Below are 13689 nucleotides of genomic sequence, written 5' to 3'. Positions count from 1 at the left end.
GACGCCGAGGCCTGCGGCCGTACCTCTGGACTCAGCCCCCGAACATGGACGTCTCGGACCGCGTGAGCCCGGGGACGACAGCCGGTCTGGGCGTGCCCACGCCCTCGGGTCTCCCGCCCCAGAAGCCGAACATCGTGCCTGCGACGTCGACGTTGTCCAGATAGGCGCCGCGCACCGGGTCGACCCCGGTGGCCGAGGCGGCGAGGACCTCGGAGCCCGCGCCCTTGGCGAACAGCGGAACCAGCTGGTTGGTGTGGTCGATGGAGAACCACTTCTGATCGGGGAGCTGCCCCTGCTCACCGGTGATGGGAGTCCACGTCGGATTCGAACGGCTGCCGTCGAGGTACCCGGTCTCGTGGTCGGCGGTCACGATGACGAGGGTCTCGTCCCAGCTGCTCTCGGTCTCCACCCAGTCCACGACGGTCTCGACCGTCCGGTTGAAGTCGACGGTCTCCTCGATGTCGCGGGCGATCTGGTTCGCGTGTCCCGCCCAGTCGATCGCGCCGCCCTCGACCATCAGGAAGAGGCCGTCCTCGTTCTGCGACAGGACGTTGAGCGCGCCCTGGGTCAGCGTCGGCAGGTCCGGGACGTCGTTGGCCGGGACCTCGAACGGCAGCACCCCGTCCACATCGCCCGACCGAGCCTGCTGGAGGGTGAAGGCGACCTGCGTCAGGCCGAGGTACTTCTCCGGCAGCCGCTCGCCCGACGCGACCGCCTCGAAGTCGGCCTTGTCCTCGATCAGCTCGAAGGCGGTCTCGCCGTCACGCAGCCGATCCCAGCTGGCCGCGCTCAGATACAGGTGTCGCGGCTCGTCGAGGAGCTCGTTGTCATCACCGTACAGCGGATGGCCCGCGCCGACGATCACGTCGAGCGAGCTGTCGATCATCTGATCGGAGATCGCATGCAGATCGCCGCGATCGGCGCTGTGCGCTCCCCAGGCCGCGGGAGTGGCATCGGAGAACATCACCGACGTCACCACCCCGGTGGCCTTGCCGATCTCGGCCGCCCGCTCCGCGACATTGGTCACGACGGAGCCGTCGGGGGCGAGCCCCACCGTGCCGTTGTTCGTCTTCACGCCCGTGGCCAGCGCTGTGCCCGCCGCGGCCGAGTCGGTCGCCCCCGAGGCGACCCAGTCGAAGTCCGACCAGGCGGCCACGGGGTCGTACTCCGCGCGCCCGTTGGCGGAGTGCGTGGACATCGCGACCTGGACGGGGAACGACTCGAACACCTGCGACGCGGTGCCGGGCAGGTGTTCGACGGAGCCCGTCGCCGGGTCCACAACCACCTGATGGTTGCTCGTGCCGTGCTCGTAGAGGCTCGCGGCATCGACATGGTTGTAACCCATGCCGTCACCGATGAGCAGGATGATGTTCTTCGGCCCGTCGACCTGGGCCGCGGCAGGACCCGCCACGCTCAGCGTCAGACCGGTCATGAGGACACCCGCCGCCGCGAGGGCGGGCAGACGTCGGAACACTCGATTCGTCATCGTCTCGTTTCTGTCGACAAGGCCCCCACGAGACGAGCGTCCGCCGCCGCACCGACCCAGCGGGCCGGGATCGAGCACGAGCGCCGTCCCCGAGGGCACGGGCGGACGGTGTCGGTGACTTCTCGATCATCACTACCGGCTCGCGGTGCGAAAGGGAACAGTGCACGTCCGGCACCGCTACGCGGAACCGCCCGCCCCGACGACGACGACGGCCGCTGACCAGCGAGCACGCGGCGACGGCGCGCCGGTTCGGATCGCCGACGCGGTCGGCGTCTCCGGTGTGAACGACCGTCACCGGAGTACACGGGGATGCCTCGGCGTCCGTCTGGTCGTCTCGCGACCGCGACGCGAATCAGGGCGACGCCCGGGTTCGGCGGGCGGCGTGCCGCCACGGTGTTCGACAGGGCCGCGTACGTCCCCGGCGCCGCGCCTAGCCCGCGCCCAAGCGGAGGCGGCCGAGCGCCCGACACCGTGCGCTCAGCGCCTCCACCCGCGCGGTCAGGCTGCCGACGTCCTGACCGGACCCCGCGTCCGTCTTCGTGATCTCGCCGAGCAGCTCCGTGTAGTCCGACGCCACCTGCCGGTACCGCTGGGCGAACTCGCGACGCACGGCCGCGGTCCGCCGAGACATCCGGGCACCGCGGCGCCCGGTCCTCGTCGTGACGAGCGAGTACTTCCCGTCGAGCGCGATGATCTGCTGTGCGAGCACGCCTGCGGCGGCGCTCAGCTCGATCCGGGCGTCGTCGAGCGTGTCCCGTTCGGCACGTCGAACGGCGGTCGACCGGCCTGCCCGATAGGCGGTCACGTACATCAACGACGAACCGGCGACCACGGCCAGCAGCGCCGCGCCCGCGATGAGGTAGCGGGGCAGCGACGGGCTGATGGTGCGGGCCCCGTCGGGCACGGTCCCCGCCTTCACCAGTCCGTCGTAGTTGATCGCGATCAGCTTCATCGCCTCCAGCGGCTGATCGACGAACGGGTCGATGCCGCTGCCGATGACCGTCTCCGCGACGGCGGCCCGGCCGAAGTTCTCGTCGTCGGCACCGGGCAGCAGCGCGCAGCCGTAGGTGTCGAACTCGGCTCCGTTTCTGCTGATCATCAACGCCACGGTGCCGTCGGCGGCCCGGCGCACCCCGTCGCAGCCGCTTCGCAGATCCGCGCCGGGTTCGAGGAACGCCACGGTCACCCGGCGATTGCCGATGATCCGTTCCGCCGCCGCCTCGTCGAGCTCGACGCCGGGAGCCGCGTAGACGGCGGACGTACGGAGGTCCCTGGCCACCGGGCCGTCCAGGATGCCCGCGGAGAACGACGCCCAGCCCGCGAGGATCAGGCAGCCCAGGACGGCACGGCCGAAGGGCGAGGTGAACAACGACCGTAGAAGCCTCATGCCTGCCTGCCCTGGAGACGGAGGTGGGGGCGGTAGTCGGCTCGACCCATCGCCGAGGCCGTGGCGTCGAGTTCGGCCTCGGCCTCGTCCAGCAGTTCGTGGACGTGGGCGGCGGGCAGGTTTCGCCACAACGCCGAACGGGCGGCCTGCAGACCACTGATCGCTCTGGTCAGCCCGGGATCGCTCGTCTCGTCGGTGAGCGCGGACATCTCCACGGCCAACGAGGTCAGGCCCGCCAGCCTGCCGGGCGGTGCCGTGTGCCGGACTCGGCCGCCCCCGGCGGACTCGACCGAGGGCGGGCGCAGCAGCGACCGCGTCGACAGCGCCAGGAAGGCCAGGACGCAGGCGGCGAAGAGCCACGGCAGAGCGGGCAGCGCGACGCGCAGCGGGTCGAAGGGCAGGTATGGCAGCGGACGTTCGAACAGTCCCGCATACCGCACGTCCGTCACCCGGTTGAGGTAGACGAAGAGGATGTTGTCCTGCGGGTACGCATAGGTGCCGATGCGTTCTTGGAACCGGCTGTAGACGCTCGTCGCGACCACCTCGGCGAAGTTCTCCGCACCAGGGCCGTGGTATTCGATCCAGTAGCCGTACATCACCACGATCGAGGTGTCCGGGAACAGCTCGGCGAGAGCGGGTCCGTACCGCACCATCGGCTCGCCGAACGGCTGCCGCGGCAGGGCGACGTACAGCGCGCCGTCCGGGAACGCCGACGCGGCGGCCTCCTGCGGGACGTCGGTCAGCGTCGCGCCCTCGGCCACGTGGACACCGGTCTCCCGCAGATCGGCCACCACCTCGGTCAGTTCCGCCTCATCGGGACCACGCCGCGCGAGCGGGCCGTCGGCATCCTCGAGATCCGAGTCCTCGAGACCCGACTGCTCGGGATCCGGTTCCTCCCGTAACGCGGCGATCAGGGCGGTCAGCATTTCCGTCACGTCGCCGGTGGCGAACCGCGCCTGCCATTCCGGAAGGGTGGTGCTCGACACGCCGTAGAACCCGCCGCTCACCTCGGTGCCGACCACCCGGATCGTCGCGCCTTCGACGTCGCGTACCCGGTCGCGCTCCTCCTCATCGAGGCCGGGTGGCGCCACGAGAATGCGGACGTCGGAGTCGCCGATCGCCTCCTGCACGCGATCCTCGTCCCACTCCGCGATCGCGCCGGGCAGGCGCACCACCGGATCGGCTGCCACCAGCGCCGCCATCTCCTCGACCGACGGCACGCTCGCCTCGGCGAGTTCACCCGCCGAACCCTCCGGTACGCCGGTCGTCGCGGCGGGCGACCGTCCGTAGCTGACGTCGATGCTCTGCCGCTGCGCGAGAAGGAAGATCAGCAGGATGATCGCGGCCACGGCGAGCGCTCCCCATCGGAGCCATTGGTACCACCGGGAGATCAGGCGTTCGATCAAGGCCGTGCCTCCCGCCACAACCGGTCCGCACGCCGAGCCTGTTCGGTCGCCGCCGCGGCCGCCGCCACGCCACCGCGCGCCCCCGCGGTCAGTTCCGCACGAGCCAGCAGTTCCGCCGCCTCCGGAACGTCGGCGACACAGGCGTCTCGACTGACCGAGGCGGCGGCGATCGCCGCCCGCGCGGTGGACCAGGCAAGCAGCCGCCGCCGCCTCCTCGCCCGTGCCCGCGGCAGCAACGCCGAGAGGAAGCCGGCCACGACGAGCACCGCTCCCCCGACCGGCCAGACCCACCAGTTCACGTCATCCACCCCAGGAATCCGGCAGCGCAACGCGGTGCGTCCGCGCCCGATCGATCTCGCGATCGGCCCGACGTCCTCCGCGGAGGACGACAGGCGGTTCGCACGCCGACGACGCCCGAGTCGTGGCGGAGCGCGGCACCTGACCTGCGCTCAGGCAGGAGAATGCCACGGGCCGCCTGTCGAGCACCTCGTCTCGAACCGAATCGATGGCGGCCCGTGTCCTTGCGCGCTGTCAGCGGGCGGTTCGCAGGCCCTGGGGAGGCGCGTCGGCCGGGTCGCCCACCGTCGGAGCCGTCGCGCGGAGCCGCGCACGCCGCCTCACGCGACGTCGACACGTCGACGCCCGATGAGCGCGCCGGGAGCCGGTCGTCCGCGGATCGGTGGAGCGGCGATCAGCGGCCCGTACACGCCTGAACCGCGCCGGTCATCCCTCGGCCGCCATCGACGACGGCCGGCGGCCGGGGAAGTCGTCCACCGACCGAACGGCCGGCAGGAGTCCGTCGAGCAGCCGCAGCCGGTGGGCGTCAGCGCTCTCCGGTGCGGCGGTGAAGGCCATCAACACCGGCCCGGGACGACCGGGCAGCGGATAGGCGTCCCAGTCCAGGGTCAGGCGGCCGACCATCGGATGTCGAAAGGTCTTGACGCCGCTGGTCTTCTCCCGGACGTCGTGCCGAGCCCACAGCCGTCGGAAGTCCTGGCTGCGGACGCTGAGCTCGCCGACGAGGCTGCGCGCCCTCGGGTGATCCGGCTCCGCGGCGACCGAGGCCCGCAGCATCCCGATGTACTCGATGGCACTGGCCTCCCAGTCCGGACAGAGCTCCCGCGCGTCCGGATGGTGGAACAACGCCGACAGCACGTTCCGCTCGTGGTCCTCAAGATCGTCCAGGCCGCCGAAGAGCACTCCGGCCTGCCGATTCCAGGCGAGGACGTCGAGGTGGCGGCCCAGGACCATCGCGGGCCCGCTCAGGGTGTGCAGCAGCCTGCGGGTCGTCTCGGGGACCCGCTCCGGCGTGGCACCCCGACCCTTCGGACGACTCGGGCGTCGGACGGCGCGGGCGAGGGTGTGCAGGTGCCGAGTCTCGTCCCCGGTCAGGGCCAGTGCCCTGGCCAACCCGTCGAGCACCTCGTCGGAGGGACGCAGATGACGCCCCTGCTCCATGCGCTGGTAGTAGTCGGTGCTCACCCCGGCCAGCAGGGCCAGCTCCTCACGACGCAGGCCCGTGACCTTTCGACGCGAGCCCGGTTCCAGCCCGACGTCCTCCGGGCGCAGCCGGGCGCGCCGCGCCCGAAGGAACTCCGCGAACTCACGGGAATGACTGTCGTCCACCGCACCAGTCTGCGCCGAGCGGCACCCGGTGGGTAGGTCTGGGATTCCCAGGCAACACGTGACGACCCGGATTCACCGACCAGCTCGCAGAGTCGACGTCGAGGCCGCGAACCGCTCTCGGTCTGTCCGTTCACCTCATATCAATGGAGACTGTCGTGACTCTTCCCCCGCTCGCCGCCCCGCGACCCCGTCCCGCGTTCCTCGATGAGGGCCCGCTCGGGCTGTTCATCGGCGGACGCCTGCGGCAGGCACAGGACCAGGCGACTCTCGCGACGATCGATCCCACCACCGAGACGATTCTGACCGAGGTCGCGGCCGCGGGCGTCGCCGACGTGGACGCCGCCGTCGCGTCGGCACGGGCCGCCTTCGAAGCCCCGTCGTGGTCCGAGATCAGTCCCCAGGCACGCGCCGGCCTGCTGTACCAGGTCGCCGACGTCGTCGAAGCCCACCGTGAGGAGCTGGCGACGCTGGACACCCTCGACATGGGCGCCCCGCTCGCGGGAAGCCGGTTGATGGTGGACCACGCGGTCGAGGTCTTCCGGCACTACGCGGGCTGGCCCACCAAGATCTACGGCCAGACGGGACCGAGCGACGGTTCCCGGCTGGACTACGTTCTTCGCGAGCCGCTCGGGGTCGTGGGGGCGATCATCGCGTGGAACGGCCCCATGCTCCAGGCGTCGTGGAAGCTCGCGGCCGCGTTGGCCACCGGCAACACCGTGGTCCTGAAGCCCGCCGAGCAGAGCCCGTTGAGCGCGCTGCGGCTCGCCTCGCTGCTCGCCGAGACGGACCTGCCCGCCGGCGTGATCAACGTCGTGACCGGCACGGGCCCCGTCACCGGTGCTGCCCTGGCCGGGCACCCCGACGTGAACAAGGTGTCCTTCACGGGATCCGGACGGATCGGCAGGCGTGTCCTGCGCGGCTCGGCCGACACCCTGGCCCGGGTCACCCTCGAACTCGGCGGGAAGTCGCCGACCATCGTGTTCGCCGACGCGGATCTCCCCGCCGCCGCGGCGGCCGCGGCGGCGGCCTTCTGCGCGGGCAGCGGACAGGGCTGTGTCGCGGGGACCCGCATCCTCGTCCAGGAGTCGATCCGCGAGGAGTTCGGTGCGCTCCTGACCGCGGAGCTGAGTCGATACGTGCCCGGCGATCCCTTCCACCCGCACACCGTCATGGGACCGCTGGCCTACCGGGAGCATTTCGACCGGGTCCTCTCCTATCTCGACGTGGCTCGCGAGGAAGGCGCCGAGATCATGCTCGGCGGCAGGCCACTCGGCGACAGCGGGTTGTTCGTGCCGCCGACGCTGATCGACAACGTCACCAACGACATGCGCATCGCGCAGGAGGAGGTGTTCGGCCCGGTGGCGGCGATCATGTCCTTCACCGACGTCGAGGATGCCGTCCGGCTGGGTGACGACACGGTGTACGGGCTCGCCGCATCCGTCTGGACCAGAGACGTGTCCACCGCCCACCGCACCGCCGCCGCGCTGCGCGCGGGCACGGTATGGGTGAACACCTGGGGAGAGATGAGCAGCGGGACACTGCCCTTCGGCGGTGTCAAGGAGTCCGGCATCGGTCGTGAACACGGCACCGACGTCCTGGACGCCTACACCGAGGCGAAGACGGTGATGGTCCGCCTCTAGAAGGCTCTGGCGCTGAAACGGCTCGACGCCCGAACGGATCGGCCGGGTGGGGCGGAACCCGTACCGGTCTCCGCTTCCATCAACCGCCATCGCGCGGGTCCGTTCGGCGGTCCGGCGACGCTGCGCCGTCCACCCCATGGGGACAGGCGGCTCCCTGGTCGAGAAGGTCAGGGGGCCGCGGGCGTACCGGGTTTCATGTCCCGCGCGGCCTGCGCGGGCGCGGGGCGGGTCCCGTCGTTGAGTCGTCGATCCCACTGGGCGTCGACCTGCCGTCGTATCGAGTCCTCGTTCTCGACGGGCAGCACATGCCGGTAGCGGGTGTCCTCGCCCAGCAGCACGCGCACCGTCGCCTCGAACACCGGCTCCGGGTCGAACTGCTCGTGAGGGAAGGCCAACGTCGAGTGGTCCACCAGCCGGTCCGACGGATCGTCACGCCAGGTCTTCCATGCCTCGAACATCGTGTCGTTGAACCCGGTGAGGAACGGCCCCGGGTTGATCGTCGCCACGGTGACGCCGAACTCCGCGAGTTCCTGATCGAGTGCATCGGCGAAGGCCTCGAGAGCGTGCTTCGACCCGGAGTACGCTCCGGTGAACGGATCGGTCATCAGCCCGGCGACCGAGGACATGAAGACGATCCGACCACCGCCCTTCCGAGCCATCCGCTTGGCGATGCCCTGGGTGAGCAGGACGGGCCCGAAGACGTTGACCTCGAACTGTCTGCGTAGGCGTTCGGCCGGGATGTCCACCGTCGCGCCGCCTTCCGCGATGCCCGCGTTGTTGAGCAGCACGTCGACATCGAACCGCACCGCGCGTTCCCGATCCCCGGGATCGGTCACGTCCAGGCGCTCCACCCGCAGTGCCACGCCGCGATCCCGCGCGGCGTCGCGCAGGGCCGCGACCTGCGCGACGATCTCCACTCCGGCGATCACGTCATGGCCGCCCGCCGCCAGCCGCAGGGCGACCTCTCTGCCGAAGCCGGTGCCCGCACCGGTCACGAGGATGGTGTCCGTCATCGTGCTGCTCCTCTCGGTGTTCCTGCCTGGGTACTCGTCGGTTCGCGTACTCGTCCGGTTCGCGAGGTCCACGCGGCGCCCGCATGCGTCGACGGTCGCGACCGCGCCGAGCCGACGCCGCCGAGAAGCCCGCGGACGGGTGGTGGACGCGGGGCGACGACCAGACACTCCGGCGCCCCGCGTCGTCGGTCACGGCTGGAACAGCACCTTGACGGCACCGTCCTGCTTCTTCTGAAACATCTCGTAGGCCTGTGGTGCGGCGGCGAGCGGAACGTGATGCGTCGCGAAGGAGTCGACGCCGAGCGGATCGTCGTCGTCGAGCAGCGGCAGCAGATCCTCGACCCAGCGATGGACGTTGGCCTGCCCCATGTGCAGTCGGATCTGCTTGTCGAACAAGGTCAGCATCGGCATCGGGTCGGCCATCCCGCCGTAGACGCCCGACAACGAGATCGTCCCGCCCCGTCGCACGACGTCCACGGCCTGATAGAGCGCGTGCATCCGGTCCAGCCCGGCGGTCTGCATCAGCTTCTGCGCCACCGGAGCGGGCAGTCGGCCCACGAGACGCTGGGCGATCCCGGCCACGGGCGAGCCGTGCGCCTCCATCCCCACCGCGTCGATCACCGAGTCCGGCCCGCGCCCGTCGGTCAGATCCCGCACGGCGTCGGCGAGGTCGTCGTCGTGATCGCGCAGGTCGATGGTGTGCACTCCCCTGCCGCGTGCCCTGGCCAGCCGGACGGGCACCCGGTCCACGCCGATGACCAGCCCCGCCCCGCGATGCAGCGCGATCCGGGCGGCCATGTCTCCGATCGGGCCGAGCCCGAGTACGACGACGCTGCCGCCGTCGGGGATGTCCGCGTACTCGACGGCCTGCCAGGCGGTCGGCAACACGTCCGACAGGAAGAGGAAACGGTCGTCGGCAGGGCCTTGCGGCACCGGGATCGGCAGAGCGTTGCCGAAAGGAACGCGCAGGTACTCGGCCTGCCCACCGGGGACCTGACCGTACAGCTTCGTGTAGCCGAACAACGACCCGCCCATCCCCGCCCCGCGCACCTGGGTGGTCTCGCACTGAGAGTGCAGGCCGCCCGCGCACATGTGACAGGTGCCGCACGAGACGTTGAAGGGCACCACCACCCGGTCGCCGGGTCGCACCGCCGTGACGCCGGAGCCGACCTCCTCGACCACGCCCATCGGCTCGTGTCCCAGGATGTCACCGGGTTCCAGGAACGGGCCGAGCACCTCGTACAGATGCAGGTCCGAGCCGCACAGGCCGGTGGAGGTGACGCGCACGATCACGTCGTCCGGCTCACGCAGCACCGGGTCGGGCACCGTCTCGACTCGCACGTCTCGTCTGCCGTGCCAGGTCACTGCCTTCATGGCGCTCCTCCGTTCTCGGGTCCGGACCCCGACGTCACCGGCGACGGCGTATCGGGCTCGACGGCGGCGATCCTGGCCGCCGCCAGCTTGAAGACGGGTTGCTTGGACACCGGGTCCCAGTCGGTGCGGGTCAGCTCGTTGGCCGCCCGGTGGCCGCCCTCGGGCTCCGACACGTCCCAGTAGCCGTAGTGGAAGGGGAGGCGGACGCCGGGACGGATCTCGCCGATCCGGACGGTCGCGCGGGCCATGCCCCGAGGGGTGGTGATCTCGGCGAGCCGTCCGTCGTCGAAGCCGAAGGCGGCCGCGTCGGAGGCCGCGACCCCCACCCAGACGTCCGGAGCGGCCCGGTCCAGTTCGGGCACGCGGGCGGTCTTGGTGCGGGTGTGGAACTGGTAGAGGCTGCGTCCGGTGATCAACGAGAACGGGTGGTCGGCCGACGCGCCCTCCGGGGCGGAGACGTACGGCCTCGCACGGATCATCGCCCGTCCGTCCGAGTTGTACGCCCGGTGACGTTCGACTTCGATCGGCGTCCCGCTGATCAGGTCGTGGCCGTAGTTCTCGCAGTGCTCCGGTCGCGCGGAGAATCGCCCGTCGGCGTCCAGCCGTTCCGTGCCGTCGGGGTGTCTGTCGTCGCAAAACCACTGCACCGGGCCGGTGGACCGGAGCCGCTCGTGTGTGAGCCCGGTGTAGTCGCACGGCCGTCCCGCGCCGGCCGCCTTCCAGGCCTCGAAGGCCGACTCGGAGTCATGCCAGTCGGGGAAGGGATCGCCCGCCTGGTCACGCAGGTCCAGCCTGCGGACGAAGTCGAGGAGGATGTCCAGGTCCGACCGGGCCGAACCGGGCGGTTCCACCGCCTTGCCGGAGAAGTGGACCGTACGGGCGGCGTTGGTGAAGACTCCGGTCTTCTCATCCCACAACGCGGCGGGCAGGACCACGTCGGCGAGGTCGGCGGTCTCGGTGGGGAAGCCGTCCTGGACCACCAGGGACAGGCTCTCGCCTCGGAGTATCCGGCGGACCCGCCGCGGCTCCGGAAGCGAGACCGCCGGGTTCGTGGCCGAGACCCACAACAGGCCGAGCGTGCCCTCCTCGGCGTACTGCGACATCTTCATCGCGTGGGCGGGGGGCTTGCCGTGATCGAGCTTCGCCCGGTCCATCTTCCACAGTGCGGCCAGCTCGTCGATGTGCTTCGGATTCGCCCAGCCGCGGAAGCCGGTGAGATCACCGTCGGCGCCGCACTCCCTCGCGTTCTGGGCGGTCGGCTGGCCGTTCATCTGCAGTACGCCCGCTCCCGGTCTGCCGAGCGTCCCGCGAATGAGATGGAGAGTGTTCACCTGGACCGCCAGTGTCGCGGCCTTGGCGGCGGGGGTCGTCCTGGGGTCGACGCACAGCAGCGCCGGGGGATTCGGCCCGGCCAGTCGGTCCAGGATGCGCGACCACAACACCGCCTGCGTCGCCGCGACATTATGCCCGAACAGCGCGATCGTGTCCGCATGGTCGACGTCGGTGTAGGAGCCCGGCTGCCCGTCACAGCCGAACGACTCCTTCACGGAAGCCGCCGTGGCCGTGCACGGCCTGGTGATGTTGCCGTCAAGGTGACTCGTGCCCGGTCCACCCCGTGCGATCGCCGCCAGTGTGTAGTACTCCTCGGCGAAGAGCTGACCGCTGGTGTGGAAACCGATCGCGCTCGGGCCGCGCTCGGCGAGCAGTTCGGTGGTGCGCCGCACGATGCGATCCATGGCCTCGTCCCAGGTGGCCTCCACGAGTTCGCCCGCCTCACGGACGAGTGGAACGGTGAGTCGGTCGCGGGAGCCGTTGGCCTGCCAGCCGTAGAGGCCCTTCGGGTCGAGCCTGCCGTGGTTGACGCGGTCGTCGGCGCGCCCTCGGACACCGACGATGCGACCGCGGGCGACTCCCAGCTGCATTCCGTCGCCGTTGGAGTGCAGGACGGCGACGGTCGGAATCCACCGCTCCACGTGCTCCTGCCGCACCCCGTCGACGAGATGGGCGTCCACGCGGACAGGCCACCGCTCGCCCGGACCGTACGGGGTCCGTTCGCCCCACGACTGATCGATCCCTGCCTGGCCGGCCATCGATCTCCCCTCGTCGTCGCGGCGGCGCCATCCGACACGCGAGCTGATCAGCACTGGGCCTACCCGGCGTCCCACCGACCAAACCCGCGGCGCGGGACGGATCTCGGGCGTGGCCGGACCGGCGGACGACGGCGGACAAGTCGATCGGAGGGCCCGCCGGGCGGTTGTCGACCGAGTCAGGCTCGCCACCAGCGGTTCGGTGACGCGGCTGCCTCGAGGCGGAGCGCCGAGCACCGGCACGGTCACAGGGTCCGATGTCGTGCCGTGCCCGGACCGGTGCGGATCAGGAACGACGTCTGCGCAGTGCCTGCGGTCGGTGCACGGCGTCCCGGCCGCTCTTGGCGCTGCGAACGCGATACTGGGGCTCCTCCGCCGAGGCACGGACGGTGCGCCCCGCCGCCTCGGTGTCGTGGGTGATCTTCTCCCGCACCTCTCCTCGGGCGGTGCTGCCGTGGCTGCTCCACTCGACGGCGTCGCCGGGTGTGAACTCTTCTCGTGCCATCATCCGTCCTTCCTCGATCACCTCGACGCCCGCTCGACGCCGCCGGTCGGCGGCGTCGGGTGTATCCGGACGCCGCGGTGCCGTGGCGGGTCGCCTGCCCTGGCGGCAGGGGGCGCGTCGACGGGACTCTGCCGGCGGGACCGGTCAGCGCGCCGTCGCGCCCTCGTCATGCACCGGATGTATGCCCTCGGCGAACTCCTCGACGATCTTCGCGCAGAAGGCGGGCAGGTCGCCGGGGCTCCGGCTGGAGACCAGGCCCTGGTCCGTCGCCACCTCTCGATCGACGACGACCGCACCGGCATTCCGCAGGTCGGTGCGAATGCTCGGGAATGAGGTGAGCGTGCGGCCGCGTGCGACGTCGGCCTCGATCAGGGTGATCGGACCGTGGCAGATCACGCCGACCGGCTTGCCCGCCCGGAAGAAGTCCCGCACGAATCCGACGGCGGCCTCGTCCTGCCGCAGCTTGTCCGGATTCACCGTGCCACCGGGCAGGATCAAGGCGTCGTAGTCGTCGGCGGTCGCCGTGCTGACCACGCGGTCCACCGCGAATGTGTCGGCGGGCTCGATGTCGGAGTTCATCGCCTGGATCTCGCCGGAGGCCACCGAGAGCAACGTGGTCCGCGCGCCCTCCGCCTCGACCGCCTCTCGGGGCTGCACGAGCTCGACCTGTTCGACTCCGTCCGCGGCGAGAATGGCGACCCGATGTCCGTCCAGTCGTCGTCCCATAGTCCTTCCTTCTCCGTTCGGGTGAACTGTCGTCCTCTCGGCGTACCCGGCGCGCGCGGCGACGAATCAGAACCCCACGCCGCCGGGCGGCCGCCGACACACCGCTGTCCTGACGGCCGACGTCTGCCGCCGGACGCGGTTTCCGGCGCGGCCCGGGGAGGCGAGCCTCTGGAGAAGGCGGAGACGAGCCGGGGAGCCGGAGTCTGCAGAGTCCGGGTATGAAGAGTCGGAGTCCGGCGAGACCGGAACCGGACGTCCGCCCGCCGGTTCTCGGCGGCCGTGCCACGGCACGGCACGGCGACGGAGCCGTATCCGAAGAAGAAACACATCTGACATCACCCGGTCGAATCCCCCGACCGAGGGATGACACGACATCAGCGCGACGACTAACTTGTGCATTGCCTGACTTACGCATGGGGAAGCCCATTAATCGAAGACA

Annotated in this window: 11 protein-coding genes; 1 reads left to right on the top strand and 10 read right to left on the bottom strand. The window is 70.8% G+C overall.

Annotated elements, in window-relative coordinates:
* Positions 1 to 31 precede the first annotated feature (31 nt).
* From AHOG_RS13650 to AHOG_RS13630, 5 genes are all read right to left on the bottom strand, one after another.
* The gene (locus AHOG_RS13650) at positions 32 to 1486 is read right to left on the bottom strand and encodes an alkaline phosphatase (RefSeq protein WP_093941691.1); all 1455 of its coding nucleotides are present in this window, start codon (positions 1484 to 1486) and stop codon (positions 32 to 34) included.
* 430 nt (positions 1487 to 1916) lie between these two features.
* On the bottom strand, positions 1917 to 2873 hold the full coding sequence (locus AHOG_RS13645) for a hypothetical protein (RefSeq protein ID WP_157736806.1): 957 nt from the start codon (positions 2871 to 2873) through the stop codon (positions 1917 to 1919).
* Entirely contained in the window at positions 2870 to 4279 is a 1410-nt protein-coding gene (locus tag AHOG_RS13640; RefSeq protein ID WP_245856749.1) for a hypothetical protein, read from the bottom strand. The genes AHOG_RS13645 and AHOG_RS13640 overlap by 4 nt, the downstream gene beginning before the upstream one ends.
* On the bottom strand, positions 4276 to 4578 hold the full coding sequence (locus AHOG_RS13635; protein ID WP_093941689.1) for a DUF6403 family protein: 303 nt from the start codon (positions 4576 to 4578) through the stop codon (positions 4276 to 4278). Before AHOG_RS13635 ends, AHOG_RS13640 begins: the two co-directional genes overlap by 4 nt.
* Before the next feature lie 424 nt (positions 4579 to 5002).
* Positions 5003 to 5905, bottom strand: a complete 903-nt coding sequence (locus AHOG_RS13630) for a helix-turn-helix transcriptional regulator (RefSeq protein WP_093941688.1) — start codon at positions 5903 to 5905, stop codon at positions 5003 to 5005.
* A gap of 155 nt (positions 5906 to 6060) precedes the next feature.
* On the opposite strand from AHOG_RS13630, the gene AHOG_RS13625 reads away from it, so the two are divergent.
* A complete protein-coding gene (locus tag AHOG_RS13625; RefSeq protein WP_245856748.1) occupies positions 6061 to 7545 on the top strand; it encodes an aldehyde dehydrogenase family protein in 1485 nt (494 codons plus the stop codon).
* A 167-nt stretch (positions 7546 to 7712) separates the two neighbouring features.
* Here AHOG_RS13625 and AHOG_RS13620 read toward each other — a convergent pair whose 3' ends face one another.
* From AHOG_RS13620 to AHOG_RS13600, 5 genes are all read right to left on the bottom strand, one after another.
* Positions 7713 to 8558, bottom strand: coding sequence for an SDR family oxidoreductase (locus tag AHOG_RS13620; protein WP_093944439.1), 846 nt, complete (start codon positions 8556 to 8558; stop codon positions 7713 to 7715).
* 189 nt (positions 8559 to 8747) lie between these two features.
* A complete protein-coding gene (locus AHOG_RS13615) occupies positions 8748 to 9932 on the bottom strand; it encodes an alcohol dehydrogenase catalytic domain-containing protein (protein WP_093941686.1) in 1185 nt (394 codons plus the stop codon).
* Complete coding sequence (locus AHOG_RS13610; protein WP_245856746.1) at positions 9929 to 11944, bottom strand: molybdopterin oxidoreductase family protein; 2016 nt, start codon at positions 11942 to 11944, stop codon at positions 9929 to 9931. Before AHOG_RS13610 ends, AHOG_RS13615 begins: the two co-directional genes overlap by 4 nt.
* A gap of 361 nt (positions 11945 to 12305) precedes the next feature.
* On the bottom strand, positions 12306 to 12527 hold the full coding sequence (locus AHOG_RS13605; RefSeq protein ID WP_245856744.1) for a hypervirulence associated TUDOR domain-containing protein: 222 nt from the start codon (positions 12525 to 12527) through the stop codon (positions 12306 to 12308).
* Between the two features lie 141 nt (positions 12528 to 12668).
* A complete protein-coding gene (locus AHOG_RS13600) occupies positions 12669 to 13250 on the bottom strand; it encodes a type 1 glutamine amidotransferase domain-containing protein (RefSeq protein WP_093941684.1) in 582 nt (193 codons plus the stop codon).
* Positions 13251 to 13689 lie beyond the last annotated feature (439 nt).

It is taken from the genome of Actinoalloteichus hoggarensis (genome assembly GCF_002234535.1).
Lineage (GTDB): Bacteria > Actinomycetota > Actinomycetes > Mycobacteriales > Pseudonocardiaceae > Actinoalloteichus_A > Actinoalloteichus_A hoggarensis.
The sequence above is the reverse complement of the archived record's forward strand: the minus strand, read 5'-3'. Positions and strand labels throughout refer to the sequence as shown.

Coding starts and splice junctions, on each gene's coding strand:
- AHOG_RS13645 (WP_157736806.1), bottom strand. CDS start 2,873: ATGAGGCTTCTACGGTCGTTGTTCACCTCGCCCTTCGGCCGTGCCGTC.
- AHOG_RS13650 (WP_093941691.1), bottom strand. CDS start 1,486: ATGACGAATCGAGTGTTCCGACGTCTGCCCGCCCTCGCGGCGGCGGGT.
- AHOG_RS13620 (WP_093944439.1), bottom strand. CDS start 8,558: ATGACGGACACCATCCTCGTGACCGGTGCGGGCACCGGCTTCGGCAGA.
- AHOG_RS13600 (WP_093941684.1), bottom strand. CDS start 13,250: ATGGGACGACGACTGGACGGACATCGGGTCGCCATTCTCGCCGCGGAC.
- AHOG_RS13605 (WP_245856744.1), bottom strand. CDS start 12,527: ATGATGGCACGAGAAGAGTTCACACCCGGCGACGCCGTCGAGTGGAGC.
- AHOG_RS13615 (WP_093941686.1), bottom strand. CDS start 9,932: ATGAAGGCAGTGACCTGGCACGGCAGACGAGACGTGCGAGTCGAGACG.